Origin of the sequence: Pseudomonas uvaldensis, assembly GCF_021271205.1 — a bacterium.
GTDB lineage: Bacteria > Pseudomonadota > Gammaproteobacteria > Pseudomonadales > Pseudomonadaceae > Aquipseudomonas > Aquipseudomonas uvaldensis.
The window spans coordinates 378,575-395,209 of sequence record NZ_JAIWKS010000005.1 but is presented as its reverse complement, the minus strand read 5'-3'; the positions used below and the strand labels follow the sequence as shown (position 1 = coordinate 395,209).

General features: G+C 60.9%; 13 protein-coding genes. 9 read left to right on the top strand and 4 right to left on the bottom strand.

Annotation, left to right across the window (positions count from 1 at the left end; translation table 11 throughout):
* Nucleotides 1–28: 28 nt before the first annotated feature.
* Nucleotides 29–2,038 (bottom strand): DNA helicase Rep, encoded by a 2,010-nt coding sequence (rep, locus tag LCU97_RS14205; RefSeq protein WP_053148604.1) that lies wholly within the window; start codon nt 2,036–2,038, stop codon nt 29–31.
* 273 nt (nt 2,039–2,311) lie between these two features.
* On the opposite strand from rep, the gene LCU97_RS14200 reads away from it, so the two are divergent.
* Nucleotides 2,312–3,979: a putative bifunctional diguanylate cyclase/phosphodiesterase gene (locus LCU97_RS14200; protein WP_232776874.1), complete on the top strand. Its 1,668-nt coding sequence runs from the start codon at nt 2,312–2,314 to the stop codon at nt 3,977–3,979.
* A 101-nt stretch (nt 3,980–4,080) separates the two neighbouring features.
* Here LCU97_RS14200 and LCU97_RS14195 read toward each other — a convergent pair whose 3' ends face one another.
* Complete coding sequence (locus LCU97_RS14195) at nt 4,081–5,481, bottom strand: NorM family multidrug efflux MATE transporter (protein WP_232776872.1); 1,401 nt, start codon at nt 5,479–5,481, stop codon at nt 4,081–4,083.
* 147 nt (nt 5,482–5,628) lie between these two features.
* Here LCU97_RS14195 and LCU97_RS14190 point away from each other — a divergent pair, with 147 nt between their 5' ends.
* From LCU97_RS14190 to LCU97_RS14180, 3 genes are all read left to right on the top strand, one after another.
* Nucleotides 5,629–6,549 carry a LysR substrate-binding domain-containing protein gene (locus LCU97_RS14190; protein ID WP_232776869.1) on the top strand — a complete coding sequence of 307 codons (921 nt, stop codon included), beginning with the start codon at nt 5,629–5,631 and terminating at the stop codon, nt 6,547–6,549.
* A 188-nt stretch (nt 6,550–6,737) separates the two neighbouring features.
* On the top strand, nt 6,738–8,714 hold the full coding sequence (locus LCU97_RS26985) for a methyl-accepting chemotaxis protein (RefSeq protein WP_053148593.1): 1,977 nt from the start codon (nt 6,738–6,740) through the stop codon (nt 8,712–8,714).
* A 253-nt stretch (nt 8,715–8,967) separates the two neighbouring features.
* Nucleotides 8,968–10,182, top strand: coding sequence for an aldose 1-epimerase family protein (locus LCU97_RS14180; RefSeq protein ID WP_232776866.1), 1,215 nt, complete (start codon nt 8,968–8,970; stop codon nt 10,180–10,182).
* A gap of 6 nt (nt 10,183–10,188) precedes the next feature.
* Here LCU97_RS14180 and LCU97_RS14175 read toward each other — a convergent pair whose 3' ends face one another.
* Nucleotides 10,189–11,682: a YifB family Mg chelatase-like AAA ATPase gene (locus LCU97_RS14175; RefSeq protein WP_232776863.1), complete on the bottom strand. Its 1,494-nt coding sequence runs from the start codon at nt 11,680–11,682 to the stop codon at nt 10,189–10,191.
* Between the two features lie 198 nt (nt 11,683–11,880).
* Between LCU97_RS14175 and LCU97_RS14170 the strand changes: the two genes are divergently transcribed.
* A complete protein-coding gene (locus tag LCU97_RS14170) occupies nt 11,881–13,143 on the top strand; it encodes a sensor histidine kinase (protein WP_232776860.1) in 1,263 nt (420 codons plus the stop codon).
* 27 nt (nt 13,144–13,170) lie between these two features.
* Here LCU97_RS14170 and LCU97_RS14165 read toward each other — a convergent pair whose 3' ends face one another.
* Complete coding sequence (locus tag LCU97_RS14165) at nt 13,171–13,431, bottom strand: accessory factor UbiK family protein (RefSeq protein ID WP_053148583.1); 261 nt, start codon at nt 13,429–13,431, stop codon at nt 13,171–13,173.
* Nucleotides 13,432–13,844: 413 nt separating this feature from the next.
* Here LCU97_RS14165 and glnK point away from each other — a divergent pair, with 413 nt between their 5' ends.
* The 4 genes from glnK (at nt 13,845) to sutA (ending at nt 16,612) form a co-directional block, all read left to right on the top strand.
* Nucleotides 13,845–14,183 (top strand): P-II family nitrogen regulator, encoded by a 339-nt coding sequence (gene glnK, locus LCU97_RS14160; protein WP_002555808.1) that lies wholly within the window; start codon nt 13,845–13,847, stop codon nt 14,181–14,183.
* A 33-nt stretch (nt 14,184–14,216) separates the two neighbouring features.
* Nucleotides 14,217–15,551, top strand: coding sequence for an ammonium transporter (locus tag LCU97_RS14155; RefSeq protein WP_053148580.1), 1,335 nt, complete (start codon nt 14,217–14,219; stop codon nt 15,549–15,551).
* 213 nt (nt 15,552–15,764) lie between these two features.
* Entirely contained in the window at nt 15,765–16,190 is a 426-nt protein-coding gene (locus LCU97_RS14150) for a secondary thiamine-phosphate synthase enzyme YjbQ (RefSeq protein ID WP_053149682.1), read from the top strand.
* A 101-nt stretch (nt 16,191–16,291) separates the two neighbouring features.
* The gene (sutA, locus tag LCU97_RS14145) at nt 16,292–16,612 is read left to right on the top strand and encodes a transcriptional regulator SutA (protein ID WP_053148577.1); all 321 of its coding nucleotides are present in this window, start codon (nt 16,292–16,294) and stop codon (nt 16,610–16,612) included.
* Nucleotides 16,613–16,635 lie beyond the last annotated feature (23 nt).

Here is a 16,635-nt window from a genome sequence, read left to right as displayed (position 1 = left end):
CGCCTGAGGTCAGTTGAAAAAATCGATTCTAGCGTTTGAGCATCGCGCGTATATCGGCCAGGGCGTTGTTGCCTCGCACGGCCTTCACTTCGGTCGGCGTGTCGTCGTTGCCTTCCCAGGCCAGGTCATCCGGCGGCAGTTCGTCGAGGAAGCGGCTCGGGGCGCAGTCGATCACCTCGCCGTATTGCTTGCGCTTGGCGGCGAATGTGAATGCCAGTGTCTGGCGTGCCCGGGTGATGCCGACATAGGCCAGGCGCCGTTCTTCTTCGATGGTGTCGGCTTCGATGCTGGAGCGGTGGGGCAGGATTTCCTCTTCCATGCCCATGATGAACACGTAGGGAAATTCCAGTCCCTTGGAAGCGTGAAGGGTCATCATCTGCACGCCTTCGGCACCTTCTTCCTCTTCCTGTTGGCGCTCGAGCATATCGCGCAGCACCAGCTTGCCGATGGCGTCCTCGACCGTCATGTCGCCGTCTTCGTCTTTTTCCAGGGTGTTCTTCAACGCTTCGATCAGGAACCAGACATTGCCCATGCGATAGTCGGCGGCCTTGTCGCTGGAGCTGTTGGTGCGCAGCCAGTTTTCATAGTCGATGTCCATGACCATGCTGCGCAGCGCCGAGATCGGGTCTTCCCCGGCGCACTGCTCGCGTACCTTGTCCATGAAGCGCTTGAAGCGCGCCAGGCGATCGGTGAAACGGCTGTCCAGGTGTTCGCCCAGGCCGATTTCATCGGTGGCGGCGTACATCGAGATCTTGCGCTCGGTGGCGTAGTTGCCAAGTTTTTCCAGGGTGGTGGAACCGATTTCCCGGCGCGGGACGTTGATCACCCGCAGGAAGGCGTTGTCGTCGTCCGGGTTCACGATCAGGCGGAAGTAGGCCATCAGGTCTTTCACTTCCTGGCGACCGAAAAAGCTGTTGCCGCCCGACAGGCGATAAGGGATCTGATGGTGCTGCAGCTTCAGTTCGATCAGCTTGGCCTGGTAGTTGCCGCGATACAGGATGGCAAAGTCGCTGTACGGTCGGTCGGTGCGCAGGTGCAGGCTGAGGATTTCCATGGCGACGCGTTCGGCTTCGGCGTCTTCGTTGCGGCAGCGGATCACTCGGATCTCGTCGCCGTGGCCCATCTCGCTCCACAGTTGTTTTTCGAACTCGTGGGGGTTGTTGGAAATCAGCACGTTGGCACAGCGCAGGATGCGGCTGGTGGAACGGTAGTTCTGCTCCAGCATCACCACCTTGAGCGACGGATAGTCTTCCTTGAGCAGCATGAGGTTTTCCGGCCGCGCCCCGCGCCAGGCATAGATCGACTGGTCGTCATCACCCACGACGGTGAACTGGTTGCGTTTGCCGATCAGCAGCTTCACCAGCAGATACTGGCTGGCGTTGGTGTCCTGGTATTCGTCCACCAGCAGATAGCGGACCCTGTTCTGCCATTTTTCAAGGATGTCGGCGTGGTCCTGGAACAGCTTGACCGGCAGCAGGATCAGGTCGTCGAAGTCCACCGCGTTGAAGGCCTTGAGCGTGCGCTGGTAATGGGCGTAGACGATGGCGGCGGTCTGTTCTTTGGGGTTGCGGGCGTTTTCCAGGGCCTCGGGCGGCAGGATCAGGTCGTTTTTCCAGGCGCCGATCATGTTCTTGATCTCGTCCACGCCGTCGTCGCCCGAGTATTCCTTTTGCATGATGTCGGTCATCAGGGCCTTGACGTCGGTCTCGTCGAAAATCGAAAAGCCCGGTTTGTAGCCCAGTCGCGCATGTTCCTTGCGGATGATGTTCAGGCCCAGGTTGTGGAACGTGCAGACCGTCAGGCCTCGGCCTTCGCCGGGGCGCAGCAGGCCGCCGACTCGCTCCTTCATTTCCCGGGCGGCCTTGTTGGTGAAGGTCATGGCGACAATGTACTGGGCGCGGATGCCACAATTCTGGATCAGATGGGCGATCTTGCGGGTGATCACACTGGTCTTGCCGGAGCCAGCACCGGCGAGCACCAAAAGTGGGCCGCCGACATAGTTCACGGCTTCTTGCTGCCGGGGATTGAGTCGGGACATGACAGAGTCAGGGAGTCGTTTGCGAAAATGGGCCGGCATTTTAACAGGCTCAGCGAATTGTGCTGCTTTGTCCGACTTGTGACGTCCCATCGCGGGAACATCGCCGTTTTGCTGGCGCGACCCGGAATTTGCGGCAGATTTGCAGGGAATGTTCGATTTTTGGATGAAAAATTCACTAGAAGCCTGTATTTGAGAACCATTGCCATTGGTCATTGCCGATTGGCAGGTCATAATGCCCGGCGCCTACCACCTTGCAGAGTCTAGGGAGTCAGCTTGTCCACGCCTGTCGAACCCTTGCGTTTGCTGCTATTGGCCGAAGAGCCTGAATGGCCGGCGATACTGCGCGAGTGCCTGGCGCCCATGGCGGGCTCCGTCGTGCTGATCAGCGCCCCGGACTGGGAGTCGGTCAGCAGTCTGTTCGAAGATAATCGCAATGCCGTACTGCTGACCGTCGCGGCATTGCAACCGGCGCCCGGCCGTTGCCGCCTGCCGACTGTCCTGCTGCTTGAACAGGAACCGGCGACGCCACCCGATGGCGCCAGCGACTGGCTGGTGCGAGACATGCTCGACAGCGCGACCCTGCGCCGTTGCCTGCGCCATGTGCGCGAACGCGGTGTGCTGGAAAATACGTTGCAGCGCCTGGCCGAACAGGACCCCTTGACTGGCATCGCGAATCGCCAGGGTTTCCAGACCCTGCTGGCGGCGCGCCTGGCCGAAAACGACGGTCGCGGCCTGGCGCTCGGTCATCTGGACCTGGACAACTTCCGCCACGCCAACGATGCCCTCGGCCATCAGGCTGGCGACCGCTTGATCCTGCAAGTGGTGTCGCGCCTCAAGGGATCGCTGGAGGCAGGCGACCAGCTGGCGCGCCTGGGCGGCGACGAGTTTGCCTTGCTGATCGACACCCGCCGCGCGCCTCAACGGGCCGAATGGATAGCCGAGCGCATCACGCAAGCCATGGCCGAGCCTTATTGGGTAGACGGTGAGAGCCTGCTGATCGGCTGCAGCCTGGGCATAGCCCACGCTCGCGCCCAGGCTGGCGCCGATCCGCTGATGTGGCACGCCCACATCGCAATGCAGCAGGCCAAGAGCACTCAGGGTTGTACCTTCCATATCTTCAACGAGCGGATCAACCGCAATGCCCGTAGCCTCGCCGACCTGGAGAGCGAACTGCGCCGGGCACTGCGGCGCGATGAGCTGGAACTGCATTATCAACCCCGACTGGATCTCGATAGCGGCAGTATTGTCGGCCTCGAAGCCCTGGTGCGCTGGCGCCACGGTGAGCGCGGGTTGCTGCCGCCGAGTGAATTCGTGCCGCTGGCCGAACAGAGTGGGTTGATTGTGCCGCTGGGCTACTGGGTGATTTCCCGGGCGCTCCGGGACATGCAGGCACTGCGCGAGCGGGGCCTGGCGCCATTGCATATGGCGGTCAACCTGTCGTTCCGGCAGTTCCAGGACAGTCAGTTGCTGGTGACCTTGAGCCGACTGATCGCCGAGCGCGGTGTGGAGGCTCAATGGCTTGAATTCGAACTCACCGAAACCGCCGTCATGCGCCGCAGTGAGTTGGTCAAGCAGACCATGGACGCCCTGGGACGCCTGGGGGTACGTTTTTCCCTGGACGACTTCGGCACCGGGTTTTCCTCATTCGTGCACCTCAACAGCCTGCCCATCGCCCTGCTCAAGATAGACAAGAGTTTTGTCGGCGGCATGGAGCAGCGTGAAGAGAACCGCAAGCTGGTACACGCGATGATCAACCTGGCTCACAACCTGAACCTGGACGTGGTGGCCGAAGGCGTGGAAACCCCGGAGCAGCTGGCGTTGCTGCGCGGCTTCGGTTGCGATCAGGTGCAGGGTTACCTGATCAGTAAACCGTTGCCGTTGCCTGATCTGGTTGAGTACCTGATGCTCGATGGCAAGTCGACACAGCAAGGCATGGCCTGACCTGGCCCCCCGTTTTCTGTGGGAGCGAGCCTGCTCGCGATAGCGGCCTATCAGTCAACATTGAAGTAGCAGGCACACCGCCATCGCGAGCAGGGGAATGTTCAATCGATCTGGACGGTGTCGAAACCCCGCTGCCCAGTCTCAGCCCTGATCATCCGCGCCATCTTCCCCTCGAACGCCAGTGTCAGGCTCACCGCCGCGCACGCCAGTCCCAGGGCCAGGCCCCACCAGACACCGGTCGGCCCCCAATTCAGGTGAAAGGCCATCCACCACGCGGCCGGTGCACCGATCAGCCAATAACAACCCAGGCCCACCAGGAAGGTGGTCTTGGCATCCTTCAGCCCACGGATGCAGCCCATGGCGATGGTCTGCGTGCCATCGAACAACTCGAACCACGCCGCGACCGCCAGCAGGCTCACCGCCAGGTCGATGACCGCACGGAAAGCTGGGTCGTTGTGGTCCAGAAACAGACCGATAAGCTGATTCGGCAACAGCCAGAACACCATGGCGAATGCCAGCATCACCGCCGCGCCGAAGCCGATACCGACCCGTCCGGACAGTCTCGCCATGAGCAGTTGCCCGGCGCCGTAGTGTTGGCCGATGCGCATGGTGATCGCATACGACATCCCCGCCGGGACCATGAACGCCACCGAGACGATTTGCAGGGCAATCTGGTGTGCCGCCAACGGCGTACTGCCCATGGTGCCCATGCACAGCGCGGCGAACGCAAACAGGCCGACCTCCACGGTATAGGTGCCGCCAATCGGCAAGCCCAGGCGCCACAGTTCCTTGAGGTATTGGCGATTGGGTCGCGACAGGCCTGCAAGCAATGGATAAGCGTGGTAGGCCGGGTGCCTGTGGATATGCCACGCCAATACCAGGGCCATGCAATTGGCGACAATGGCCGTCACCAGGCCAATCCCCATCAGCCCCAGTTTCGGCAGGCCGAACAGGCCCGTGATAAGCGCATAGTTGAGCAGGAAGTTGGCCACGGTGCCGCCCAGGCTGATCACCATCACCGGCGTGGCCCGGCCAATGGCGCTGGTGAAACCGCGCAGGGCCATGAAACTCAGGTAGCCGGGCAGGGCGAATGGCAGGGCCAGCAGGAATTGCCCGGCGGACAGCACGTTGGTTTCGGTCTGGCCGAACATCAACAGCACGGGTTTGAGGTTCCACAGCAGTAACCCCGCCACCAGGGCCATCAGCCAGGCCAGCCATAACCCGGCCTGGGTCAGCCGGGTAGCGCCCTCGACATCGCCCGCGCCCTGGCGGATTGCAACCAGAGTGCCCACGGCTGCGATCACACCGATGCAGAAAATCGAGACAAACGAATAAGACGCCGCTCCCAGCCCACCACCGGCCAGGGCTTCGGGGCTCAGGCGCGCCATCATCAATGTGTCGGTCAGGACCATCAACATGTGCGCCAACTGCGAGGCGATCAACGGCCCCGCCAGCCGCAGAATGGCCCGGAGTTCGGTACGCGCCGGATGTTGCATGGTCATCACGCTCCCTGTTTGGAAAAGGCAGTAAAGCGTCGATTCTCGGCGTCTCCGGGGCTTTGCACAAAAGGATAAAAAAGATCGCTGGCATGATTAAAACTCATGCAGGATGTCTGGTACGGTGCGTGGACAACCTTACGGAGCTTCACCATGGCGCGTCGTCTTCCTCCTTTATATGCACTGCGGGCGTTCGAAGCCGCGGCGCGGTACAGCTCGTTTACCCGGGCCGCGGACGAATTGTCGATTACGCAAAGCGCGGTCAGCCGCCATATCCGTACCCTTGAGGAGCACTTTGCCTGCCGACTGTTCCAGCGCAGTGGACGCAACCTGCAACTGACCGAAGCGGCGCGGCTGCTACTGCCGGGCGTGCGCGAGGGGTTCATGGCGCTCGAACGGGCCTGCCATACCTTGCACGGGGAGGACGGTATCCTGCGCATGAAGGCACCCTCGACCTTGACCATGCGTTGGTTGCTGGCGCGCCTGAGTCGCTTTCGCCATTTGCAGCCGGGCAATGAAGTGCAACTGACCAGCGCGTGGATGGATGTCGACTCGGTGGACTTCAACACCGAGCCTTTCGATTGCGCCGTATTGTTGAGCAACGGGCACTTCCCGGCAGACTGGGAAGCGAGCCTGCTTTTTCCCGAAGAGTTGATCCCGGTAGGCGCGCCGAACCTGTTGAACGATCAGCCCTGGGACATTGGACGGCTGGCCTGCACGGAATTGCTGCACCCAACGCCAGACCGTCGGGACTGGCGCAAGTGGCTCGAATGCATGGGCCTTTCCGACAAGGTTTCGCTCAAGGGTGGACAGGTGTTCGATACGCTGGAGCTGGGCATGATCGCGGCCGCTCGCGGTTATGGTGTATCGATGGGCGACTTGCTGATGGTGGCCGAGGATGTGGCCCAAGGGCGTTTGAGCCTGCCATGGCCGACAGCCGTCGCCAGCGGTGAGCATTACTACCTGGTCTGGCCGAAAACCCGGCCGGGAGGTGAACGTTTGCGTCGGCTCAGTGACTTTCTCCAGGGTGAGGTGAAGGCCATGCAATTACCAGCGGTAAAGCGCCTCGGCTGAATCGTTAAACGCCTAGTTGATGGCTACTTGATATTAATCCGCCCGTGGCGCTCAAGTATTTGGCTTTGCCGCCGAATTCGTGCACATGGAACCTTCGTCCAGAAAGGGCTTACCGATAAATTCACCCGAATAAAATGCCGAGTGTGCGACTCGATCAGGATGATCCGGTCACTCGTCCAGGAGCCGTCATGTCTCAACCCCGTGCCCGGATCGCCTCACAGCTGGGTCTTGCCCTCGCCGTGATACTGGCGGTCGTGATTTCCGGTAGTACCGTTTTTGCCTTGCGTTCGCTGGATACAGCCAACCTGGCCACCCGCGAAGAACACCTGGCCAGCGAAGCGCGTTTGTTAGCCGACCAGCTCAGCACTTTCCATGGCACCCTGCGCGAAAGCACCCAGCGGTTGGCCGGCCTGTTCGAAAAGCGTTTCAGCGCTGGCCTCAGCGTACACCCGGACCAGCCGGTTGCCGTGGCGGGCGTCCAGGTCCCGAGCCTGAACCTGGGCAGCACGGTGTTGAACAACGATTTCACCGAAGTCGACGAGTTCAAACAAATGACCGCCGGAACGGCCACGGTATTCGTGCGCAACGGCGATGATTTCTTCCGGGTCAGCACCTCGGTCAGCAAGCAGGACGGTACGCGCGCCATCGGTACGGTGCTCGACCATGCCAGCCCGGCCTATGCTCGCTTGATGGCTGGGCAGAGCTATATCGGTCGCACCTTGCTGTTCGGGCGCTACTACATGACCCAGTACAGCCCGGTGCGCGACAGCAGCGGCAAGATCATCGCCGCGCTGTATGTAGGGTTCGATTACACCGATGCGCAGAACGCGCAGTTCGAAAACCTCAAGCGCTTCCGCATTGGCCAGACCGGTTCGCTGGCTTTGCTGGATGAGCAAAACAAATGGCTGGTGCCACCCGCCGGCGTGCAGGCGCTGGACCAGGCAGCCACCACGACCCAGAAGCTGATAAAGACGCCGGGCAAAGGTGTGTTCTGGAACGACACCGCCGAAGAGTTCTACAGCGTCGCCGTTGCGTTCGAAGGCGGGCCATGGGCGGTTGTGGCGAGCATGCCGAAAGCCGAGATCAGCGCCGTGACCTGGAATGTGGGCACGCAACTGGCCATTGGCAGCCTGCTGGCGATGCTGCTGGCCGTTGGCGCGGCGATGTGGCTGCTGCGCAGCAAACTGGCGCCTCTTGGGGATCTGGTACGCCAGGCGGAAGCCTTGGGGGCCGGTGATCTGAGCGTCCGCCTGAACGTGTCGAGCCATGACGAAATCGGTCAACTGGCCCGTGCCTTCAACCAGATGAGCCAGGCGCTGTCGACCATGGTCGAACACATCCGCAAGGCTTCCCAAGAAGTCAACAGCCGCGCCCAGGCCTTGTCCGGCTTGTCCAGCGGGGCGTACGAAGGGATGGAGCAGCAGTCCGGCGAAATCACCAGCATGGCCGGCGCGGTGGAAGAGTTCAGTGCGACGTCGTTGAACATTGCCGACAACATGAGTAACACCCAGCGTCTGGCGCAGGAAAACGCACAACAGACCCAGATCGGTCGCACGTCGATGGATGAAGCTTCGTCGTCCCTGGAGCAGATCGCCGGCGCGCTCAACAGTACCGCCACGGTCATCAATACGCTGGGCCAGCGTTCCCAGGAAATCGGCGGCATCGTGGGCGTGATCACGTCCATTGCCGAACAAACCAACCTGCTGGCCTTGAACGCCGCCATCGAAGCCGCCCGTGCGGGTGAGCAGGGCCGTGGTTTCGCCGTGGTGGCTGACGAAGTCCGTAGCCTGGCGTCCCGTACCCGTCAGGCCACTGACGAAATCTCCAGCATGATCACCAGCATCCAGCAGGAAACCGGCAACGCCATCAGTACCATGGAACAGGGCAACCTGTTGATGCAGGAAGGCTTGTCGCGCAACGCCAACGTGGCTTCGGCCCTGGCCCGCATCGACGAGCAGAGTCGTTCGGCCGGCCAGCAGTTCGCGGCGATTACCACCGCCACCCAGGAACAAAGCAGTACCGCGACCTTGTTGAGCAGTAACCTGCAGAGCATCGCCATGGCCAACAGTGAACAACGCGAAGTGGTCTCGAACCTGGCGATTACCGCCAAGGAACTGGAAAAACTGGCGCAGGACCTGCGTCAGGAAGTCGATCGGTTCCGCTGAGGCATTCTGCTGCCGGCAGAAGGGTCTCATCGCGAGCAGGCTCACTCCCACGGGATGACGGTTGATTTTCAGTCAAACCCTGTGCGAGCCCTGCTCGCGATAGCGGCAGGCCAGCCAGCCTCGCGCCAACCGGGCCGCTTTTATCGAGTCGCTTACCCCCCTTCATTTTCGCGGTGGTTGCGGTTTTTCTACTTGCTGAAACGTTTCTGCAAGACTATAAAATCCGCACAACTCCAAAAAGAAGGCTGCTCCCATGACTCCACTCAAACTTTTTGTTGCCCTCGGCGCCTTGGGCGTCGCGTCCCACGCCATGGCCTGGGACTACGTCCTGCTCGACACCGACAAAGCCGCACAACCCTGGCAAATCACCAGCCAGCAGCTTGGCGTCAAAACCGACAAACCCTTTTCCGTGACGATGCGCACCCTGCACGGCGGGCGGCAGGAGGGCGTCAGTATCGTGGACATCGACAACGGCACCCTGAAGCTTTCGATAGTCCCGACCCGCGGCATGAACGTATTGCAGGCCTCGGTGGGCAGCGTGCGCATGGGCTGGGATTCGCCGGTCAAGGAAGTGGTCAATCCGGCCTTTATCGAGCTCAACGGTCGCGGTGGGCTGGGTTGGCTCGAAGGTTTCAACGAACTGGTGACCCGTTGTGGCTACGAATGGGTCGGCCACCCGGGCATGGACAATGGTGAGCTGCTGACCCTGCATGGTCGCGCCGCCAACATCCCGGCCAACAAGGTCACCCTGCATATCGATGAAAAACCGCCCTACGCCATCACGCTCCGCGGCGAGCTGAAGGAGCAGGCATTCAAGAAGGTCGACTTCTCGGTGCAGACCGAACTGGTCACCGAGCCTGGCAGTGTGACCTTCGCACTCAACGATACGTTGACCAACAATGGCGATTATCCGAAGGAATACCAGGCGCTGTACCACAGCAATTTCAGCACGCCGTTCCTGGAGCAGGGCGCGCGTTTCGCTGCCCCGGTCAAGCAGGTGTCGCCCTTCAACGACAAGGCCAAGGGCGACCTGGGCGATTGGCAAACCTACCGGGGGCCAACGCGTGATTACGACGAAACCGTCTACAACGTCGTGCCATACGCCGATGCCAAGGGCGACACACTCACTGTATTGCACAACAAGGCCGGCAACCTTGGCGTGTCGGTGGGCTTCAACACCGCGACGCTTCCGGTCTTCTCCCTGTGGAAAAACACCGACACCCAGGGCCAGGGATATGTGACCGGGTTGGAGCCGGGCACCAGTTTTTCCTATAACCGCCGGTACCAGCGGCCTTTGGGCCTGGTCCCCACTATCGGGCCGAAAGAGCACAAGCGGTTCACGATCAATTACAGCCTGTTGGCGGACAAGAGCGCCGTGGACAAAGCACTCAAACGCATCGATACCATCCAGAACGATCAGAAAACCGAAGTGCGCGACACGCCGCTGGTGGATCTGACCAAGCCATGACCCGGATCATGGTGTAGCGGGCCGATATTGCAGCGCTTCGGCCAGGTGCTCGCGCCGGATGCTTGCCGCTTGCTCCAGGTCCGCCAATGTTCGGGCGACCTTGAGCAGGCGATGGGCTGCACGCAGCGATAAGGTCAGCCGTTCGCAGGCCGTTTCCAGCCAGGTTTCGTCAGGAGTGGATAAATGGCAGTACCGGCGCAAACCTGGCAGGTCCAGAAAAGCGTTGGCGCAACCCTGGCGTTTTTGCTGGCGCTCGCGGGCTTCGGCCACCTGTCCGGCGACGGTGGCCGTATCCTCGCCCGGTGTGCTCCGTGGATTGAGTGCGGTGGCTTCGCGGGAGACGGTCAGGTGCAAGTCGATACGGTCCAGCAAGGGGCCGGACAACTTGTTGCGATAGCGTTGCACCATGTCCGGCGTGCAGGAGCAGCGGCCAGTGGGCTCGCCCAGGTATCCACAGGGGCACGGATTCATTGCCGCCACCAGTTGGAAACGTGCCGGAAAGCGCACCCGGTCACGAGCGCGAGACACCACGATGTAACCTGATTCCAACGGTTCCCTCAGCACTTCCAGGACCTTGCGGTCAAATTCGGGCAGTTCATCCAGAAACAGCACGCCATGGTGAGCGAGGGTGATTTCCCCTGGCTGCGGTTTGGACCCGCCGCCCACCAGCGCTGGACCGGAGGCCGAGTGGTGCGGCTGGCGAAACGGCCGTTGCGGCCAGTGGCTCAACGGCACGCAACTGGCGACCGATTGAATCGCCGCGACCTCCAGGGCCTCGCTCTCGGCCAATGGCGGCAACAGCCCTGGCAGGCGGCTCGCCAGCAAGGTCTTGCCGGTTCCCGGAGGCCCGCTGAACAGCAGGTTATGAGCGCCGGCGGCAGCGATCAGCAAGGCGCGCTTGGCTCCGGCCTGGCCTTGTACTTCGTTCAGGTCTGGATAAGGCTTGCTGGCCGAGAGCAACCCATTGGAAACGAAAGGTTCGATGGGCGTATGGCTGTTGAGGTGCGCGACGGCTTCGAGCAGATGATCCACGGCGATGACCTTCAGGCCCGACGCCAGGCAGGCTTCCTCGGCATTTGCCCGTGGGACTACCAGCGTACGCCCGGCCCTGCGTGCCGCCAGCGCCGCGGGCAAGACACCGCGCACCGGCCGCACCGCGCCGGATAATGCCAGCTCACCAAGGCATTCCACGTCGTCGAGGGTCAGGGTCGGCACTTGCACACTGGCTGCCAGGATCCCCAGGGCAATCGCCAGGTCGAACCGCCCGCCATCCTTCGGTAGATCGGCGGGCGCCAGGTTCAAGGTGATGCGCCGCGCCGGGAAGTTCAGCCCTGAGTTGATGATCGCGCTGCGCACCCGGTCCTTGCTTTCCTTCACAGCCGCTTCCGGCAAACCGACCATCGTCAGCGATGGCAAACCATTGGCCAGATGAACCTCAACGGTAACGGCAGGGGCCTCCACCCCTACCTGGGCGCGGCTGTGGACGATGGCGAGCGACATGGAACGTTCCTTGAGTGAAGAAAGGGCCGCGTCCTGCGGCTGTTCAAAGCGTAGTCGTGAGGGAAGACCCCGGAGCGGTAATTGAATGGCCGATTTTTCGCAGGATGTTTCGAATACGGCGGGGGCGATCAGGCCCCTCTGCTAAACTGAAAAAGTCCGGTATTGGCGGTATACAAACGGCACAGGGAGGAAGCGGCCATGGACAATCTGCTGGCGCTGTTGACCGACAACCGCTTCATGCCTCATGGCCACTGCTACATGTGGCGTCCGGACCTGCTCTGGACCAATGTCATCGCCGATGGCTTGATCACTTTTTCCTACATCAGCATTCCCTTCACCCTTCTTTACTTCATCCACAAGCGCAAGGACGTTCCGTTCGACTGGATGCTGGCGGCTTTCGGCGTCTTTATCCTGGCCTGCGGGACCAGCCATGTGATGGAAATCCTGACCATCTGGCAACCCTACTACTGGCTGTCGGCGCTGGTTAAGGTCATCACCGCCATTGCCTCGGTGATCACCGCTATTTTGCTGGTCCGGCTGATACCCGCGGCGCTGAAGATTCCCAGCCCCCAGCAATTGGCCAGGGTCAACGACGAGTTGCGCGAAGCCCAGGCCGAACTGGTCACCACCGCCCGCCGAGCCGGAATGGCGGAAATAGCCACCAACGTCTTGCATAACGTGGGCAACGTGCTCAATAGCGTTAACGTGTCAGCCCAGGTCTTGTACGACAAATTGCACACGTCCAAAGGGCAGGGGGTCGCCAAGGTCGTCCAGTTGATGAAGGAACATTCCGACGATCTGGGCGATTTCTTCAACAGCGATCCAAAGGGTCGGGCTCTGCCGGAGTACCTGGGCAAGCTCGCCGAGTCGCTGGCAATCGAGCAGCAGAGCATGATCAATGAGTTGGCGCAGTTGACCAAAAGCATCGACCACGTCAAGGAAATCGTCGCCACTCAGCAGGCGTATGCCGGCAACTCAAGTGTGTTGGAGCCGGGGTCGTTGCGAGAGTTGATCGAGGATGTGGTGCGAATCTGCCATGTCTCTCTGGCGCGTCATCATGTGACGGTGGTCAAAGAGCTCGACGATGTCCCGCTGATGCCGCTGGATAAACACAAGGTGCTGCAAATTTTGATCAACCTGATCAATAACGCCAAGCAGGCCCTCGACCCGGTCGTGGACCGACCATCCCGGATCATCCTGCGTCTCAAGGCCATTGAAGACAAGCGAGTGCGGGTCGAGGTCGAGGACAACGGCGAGGGCATTTCCATGGGCAATCTCACCCGGGTGTTCGAGCATGGTTTCACGACACGGGTCGACGGCCATGGCTTCGGCTTGCACAGCTGCATCCTGGCGGCCCATGAAATGGGCGGTGAACTGATGGTACAAAGCGACGGGCCGGGACTCGGAGCGCTTTTTGCGCTGGAGCTGCCGATGGTGTCCGCTTCGAACAAACCGCATTGAAACATCCCAGGCGCATCCCGAGCCTGCTTATTCCTGCGTTGGAGCCAATCGCGCTTCCAGCTCCGCCACCTTCGCCTCCAGGCTCTCCAACCGGGCCCGGGTCCGCGCCAAAACCACCATCTGGCTGTCGAATTCTTCCCGGCTAACCAGGTCCAGCTTGCTGAATCCGCTTTGCAGCAGCGCTTTGAACTGGCTTTCGATTTCACTCTTGGGCAGGGGGGTATCGCCGCTGAGTAGACGGGAGGCGTGGCCGCTCAGGGCGTCGAGGAGGTCTTTTGGCGCAAGCATGTCAGGTGTCCTGAAAACAATGGCAGGCAGTGTATCACGCAGTGTCTATAGTCAATTCACGAGTGCGGATGCACGCTTTTCGCGCACGGGGCCGGGCGCTGTCGCACTGTTGTTGTGCGTATCGCTGCGGTTCGTGGTGCAGCGCAGGTCGGCGAATCGGGTAAGGGATTGAAATCAGTGGGTTTGGGCACAGATGGCAAGGTTTCTGCTTAGTGGCTGATGACCCATGCACTGATGCAGTCGTTGTGACGAATGCAGTGCAGCAGACGAAGCGGGGAGCTTCGTCAGGAACGGTTGACTGGCGCCGGTCGGGCAACTTGGGCCGACGATGCGTTACAAAGCCAGGCACTGCGCTTAGACTTGAGTCGGGTTTGTTTTCCTGGGGCAAGTCCACCAATTCGGGAGAGAGTTTCATGAAGCTAGTCACTGCCATCATCAAGCCGTTCAAGTTGGACGACGTGCGCGAGTCGCTGTCCGAAATCGGCGTGCAGGGCATTACCGTTACCGAGGTCAAGGGCTTCGGCCGGCAGAAAGGCCATACCGAGCTGTATCGCGGCGCGGAATACGTGGTCGATTTCCTGCCCAAGGTGAAGATCGACGTCGCCATCGACGACAAGGATCTGGACCGGGTCATCGAGGCCATCACCAAGGCTGCCAACACCGGCAAGATCGGTGATGGAAAGATCTTTGTGGTCAATCTGGAACAGGCTATCCGCATCCGTACCGGCGAAACCGATACCGACGCCATCTAAGCCGCCAAACCCAACGCCCCAGGAGAAAACAATATGACTCTGCGTAAATTCGCAGGGCTAGGAGCCCTGTTGTCCTTCGTAATGCCTGGCCTGGCCATGGCGGAAGAAGCGGCAGCCCCTGTACTGAATTCCGGCGACACCGCCTGGATGCTGACTGCCACGATTCTTGTCCTGTTCATGACCATCCCTGGCCTGGCGCTGTTTTACGGCGGCATGGTCCGGTCGAAAAACCTTCTTTCCGTGATGATGCAGTGCTTTGCCATTACCGGTCTGATCAGCATCCTGTGGGTCATCTATGGCTACAGCATCGCGTTCGATACCACTGGCATGGAGCAGGGCGTCGTCAATTTCAACTCCTTCATCGGCGGCCTGGGCAAAGCGTTCCTGGCGGGCGTCACCCCGGCCAGCATCACCGGCCCGGCGGCGCTGTTCCCTGAAGCGGTCTTCATCACTTTCCAGATGACGTTCGCCATCATCACCCCGGCCCTGATCGTCGGCGCCTTCGCCGAGCGGATGAAGTTCTCCGCCATGCTGATCTTCATGGGGGTGTGGTTCACGCTGGTCTACGCGCCGATTGCGCATATGGTCTGGTCCGGTAACGGCGGCCTGATGTGGGACTGGGGCGTGCTGGACTTCGCCGGCGGCACCGTAGTGCACATCAACGCCGGTATCGCGGGACTGGTGGCGTGCCTGGTGCTGGGCAAGCGCAAAGGCTTCCCGAGCACGCCGATGGCGCCGCATAACCTGGGTTACACCCTGATGGGCGCTGCCATGCTGTGGGTTGGCTGGTTCGGCTTCAACGCCGGTTCCGCCGTCGCCGCCAACGGCACGGCCGGCATGGCGATGCTGGTGACTCAGATCGCCACCGCTGCGGCGGCGCTGGGCTGGATGTTTGCCGAGTGGATCACCCACGGCAAGCCAAGCGCACTGGGCATCGCCTCGGGCGTGGTGGCGGGTCTGGTTGCGATCACACCGGCTGCCGGCACCGTGGGCCCTATGGGCGCCCTGGTCATCGGCCTGGCGGCGGGCGTGGTGTGCTTCTTCTGCGCGACCACCCTCAAGCGCAAGCTCGGCTACGACGACTCCCTGGATGCCTTCGGCGTGCATGGTATCGGCGGTATCCTCGGCGCGATCCTGACCGGTGTGTTCGCCGCACCGGCCCTGGGTGGCTTCGGCACCGTGACCGATATCGGTGCGCAGGTCTGGATTCAATTCAAAGGTGTGGGTTTCACCGTGATCTATACGGCGATCGTCACCTTCATCATCCTCAAGGTTCTGGACGCCGTCATGGGCCTGCGGGTCTCCGAGGAAGAAGAAGCCGTTGGCCTGGACCTGGCCGAACACAACGAGCGTGGCTACAACCTGTAAGCGCACGCAAAAAAATTATGCCCGGTTCGCCGGGCATTTTTTTGTCCGCAGTTTGTCATTGCTCAGAAGAAGGCCCGGTTTTTTCCGACGTCTTTTGTCATGTAAGCGACACGGTTTTTCTACCGCCAAAGGCTTACATCGAAGGAGGAATATTAGGCTCTTTGTTTTTTTCCAGAGCGCGCTAGAATGCGCGCCGAACGTGCGGAGATCTGTATGTGGCAACAGACGCTGATAACCCTGCGGGCCAGGCCCAGGGGCTTTCATCTGGTGACGGACGAGTTGCTCGCCGGTCTGCCTGAACTCCGGGCGTGTCGCGTCGGTCTGTTGCATCTGTGGCTGCAGCATACCTCGGCCTCGTTGACCATCAACGAGAACGCCGATCCGGCGGTTCGTCGAGACTTCGAACGATTTTTCAATCGGCTGATCCCACAAGGAACCGCCGGTTATGAGCACAACGACGAAGGCCTGGACGACCTCCCGGCGCACTTCAAGGCCAGCGTGCTGGGTTGTCAGGTCAGCCTGCCGGTAACGGACGGGCGACTGGCACTGGGTACCTGGCAAGGTGTTTATCTGGGCGAGCACCGTGATCATGGCGGTGCTCGTAAAGTCCTCGCCACCTTGTACGGTGAAGGGGCATGACCGCTGATTGCCGGCGGATGTTGAATTTTTTCTGGCAGCCTTCGACAGTTGGCGAAGCTGGGCTATAACTAATCTGCTTTTCGCAAGTCATGAGGTAGAACATGAGCGACGATGATCTGGAAAACGACGACCTCGAAGTCGGTGACGAAGACGAGGCCGAAGACGGTCTGGAAGCGGCGGCTGAAGATGTTGCCGATGAGGATGTTGCCGATGTCCCGGTGCCTGCCAAGGGCAAGGCCAAAGCGGCAGTGTCGATCGACGAGCTGCCGAGCGTAGAGGCCAAGAACAAGGAGCGTGATGCGCTCGCCAAGGCCATGGAAGAGTTCCTGGCCAGGGGCGGAAAGGTGCAGGAAGTGGAGGCCAACGTGGTCGCCGATCCGCCCAAGAAGCCTGACAACAAGTACGGCAGCCGCCCTATCTGAGCTTCTGCTTTTTGCTTGCATGA

Excerpts from the sequence above, each read along its gene's own strand:
- LCU97_RS14165 (WP_053148583.1), bottom strand. The coding sequence starts at position 13,431 with ATGCTTGCGCCAAAAGACCTCCTCGACGCCCTGAGCGGCCACGCCTCC.
- LCU97_RS14150 (WP_053149682.1), top strand. The coding sequence starts at position 15,765 with ATGTGGCAACAGACGCTGATAACCCTGCGGGCCAGGCCCAGGGGCTTT.
- rep (WP_053148604.1), bottom strand. The coding sequence starts at position 2,038 with ATGTCCCGACTCAATCCCCGGCAGCAAGAAGCCGTGAACTATGTCGGC.
- LCU97_RS14195 (WP_232776872.1), bottom strand. The coding sequence starts at position 5,481 with ATGACCATGCAACATCCGGCGCGTACCGAACTCCGGGCCATTCTGCGG.
- LCU97_RS14170 (WP_232776860.1), top strand. The coding sequence starts at position 11,881 with ATGGACAATCTGCTGGCGCTGTTGACCGACAACCGCTTCATGCCTCAT.
- LCU97_RS14180 (WP_232776866.1), top strand. The coding sequence starts at position 8,968 with ATGACTCCACTCAAACTTTTTGTTGCCCTCGGCGCCTTGGGCGTCGCG.
- LCU97_RS14190 (WP_232776869.1), top strand. The coding sequence starts at position 5,629 with ATGGCGCGTCGTCTTCCTCCTTTATATGCACTGCGGGCGTTCGAAGCC.
- glnK (WP_002555808.1), top strand. The coding sequence starts at position 13,845 with ATGAAGCTAGTCACTGCCATCATCAAGCCGTTCAAGTTGGACGACGTG.
- LCU97_RS26985 (WP_053148593.1), top strand. The coding sequence starts at position 6,738 with ATGTCTCAACCCCGTGCCCGGATCGCCTCACAGCTGGGTCTTGCCCTC.
- sutA (WP_053148577.1), top strand. The coding sequence starts at position 16,292 with ATGAGCGACGATGATCTGGAAAACGACGACCTCGAAGTCGGTGACGAA.
- LCU97_RS14175 (WP_232776863.1), bottom strand. The coding sequence starts at position 11,682 with ATGTCGCTCGCCATCGTCCACAGCCGCGCCCAGGTAGGGGTGGAGGCC.
- LCU97_RS14155 (WP_053148580.1), top strand. The coding sequence starts at position 14,217 with ATGACTCTGCGTAAATTCGCAGGGCTAGGAGCCCTGTTGTCCTTCGTA.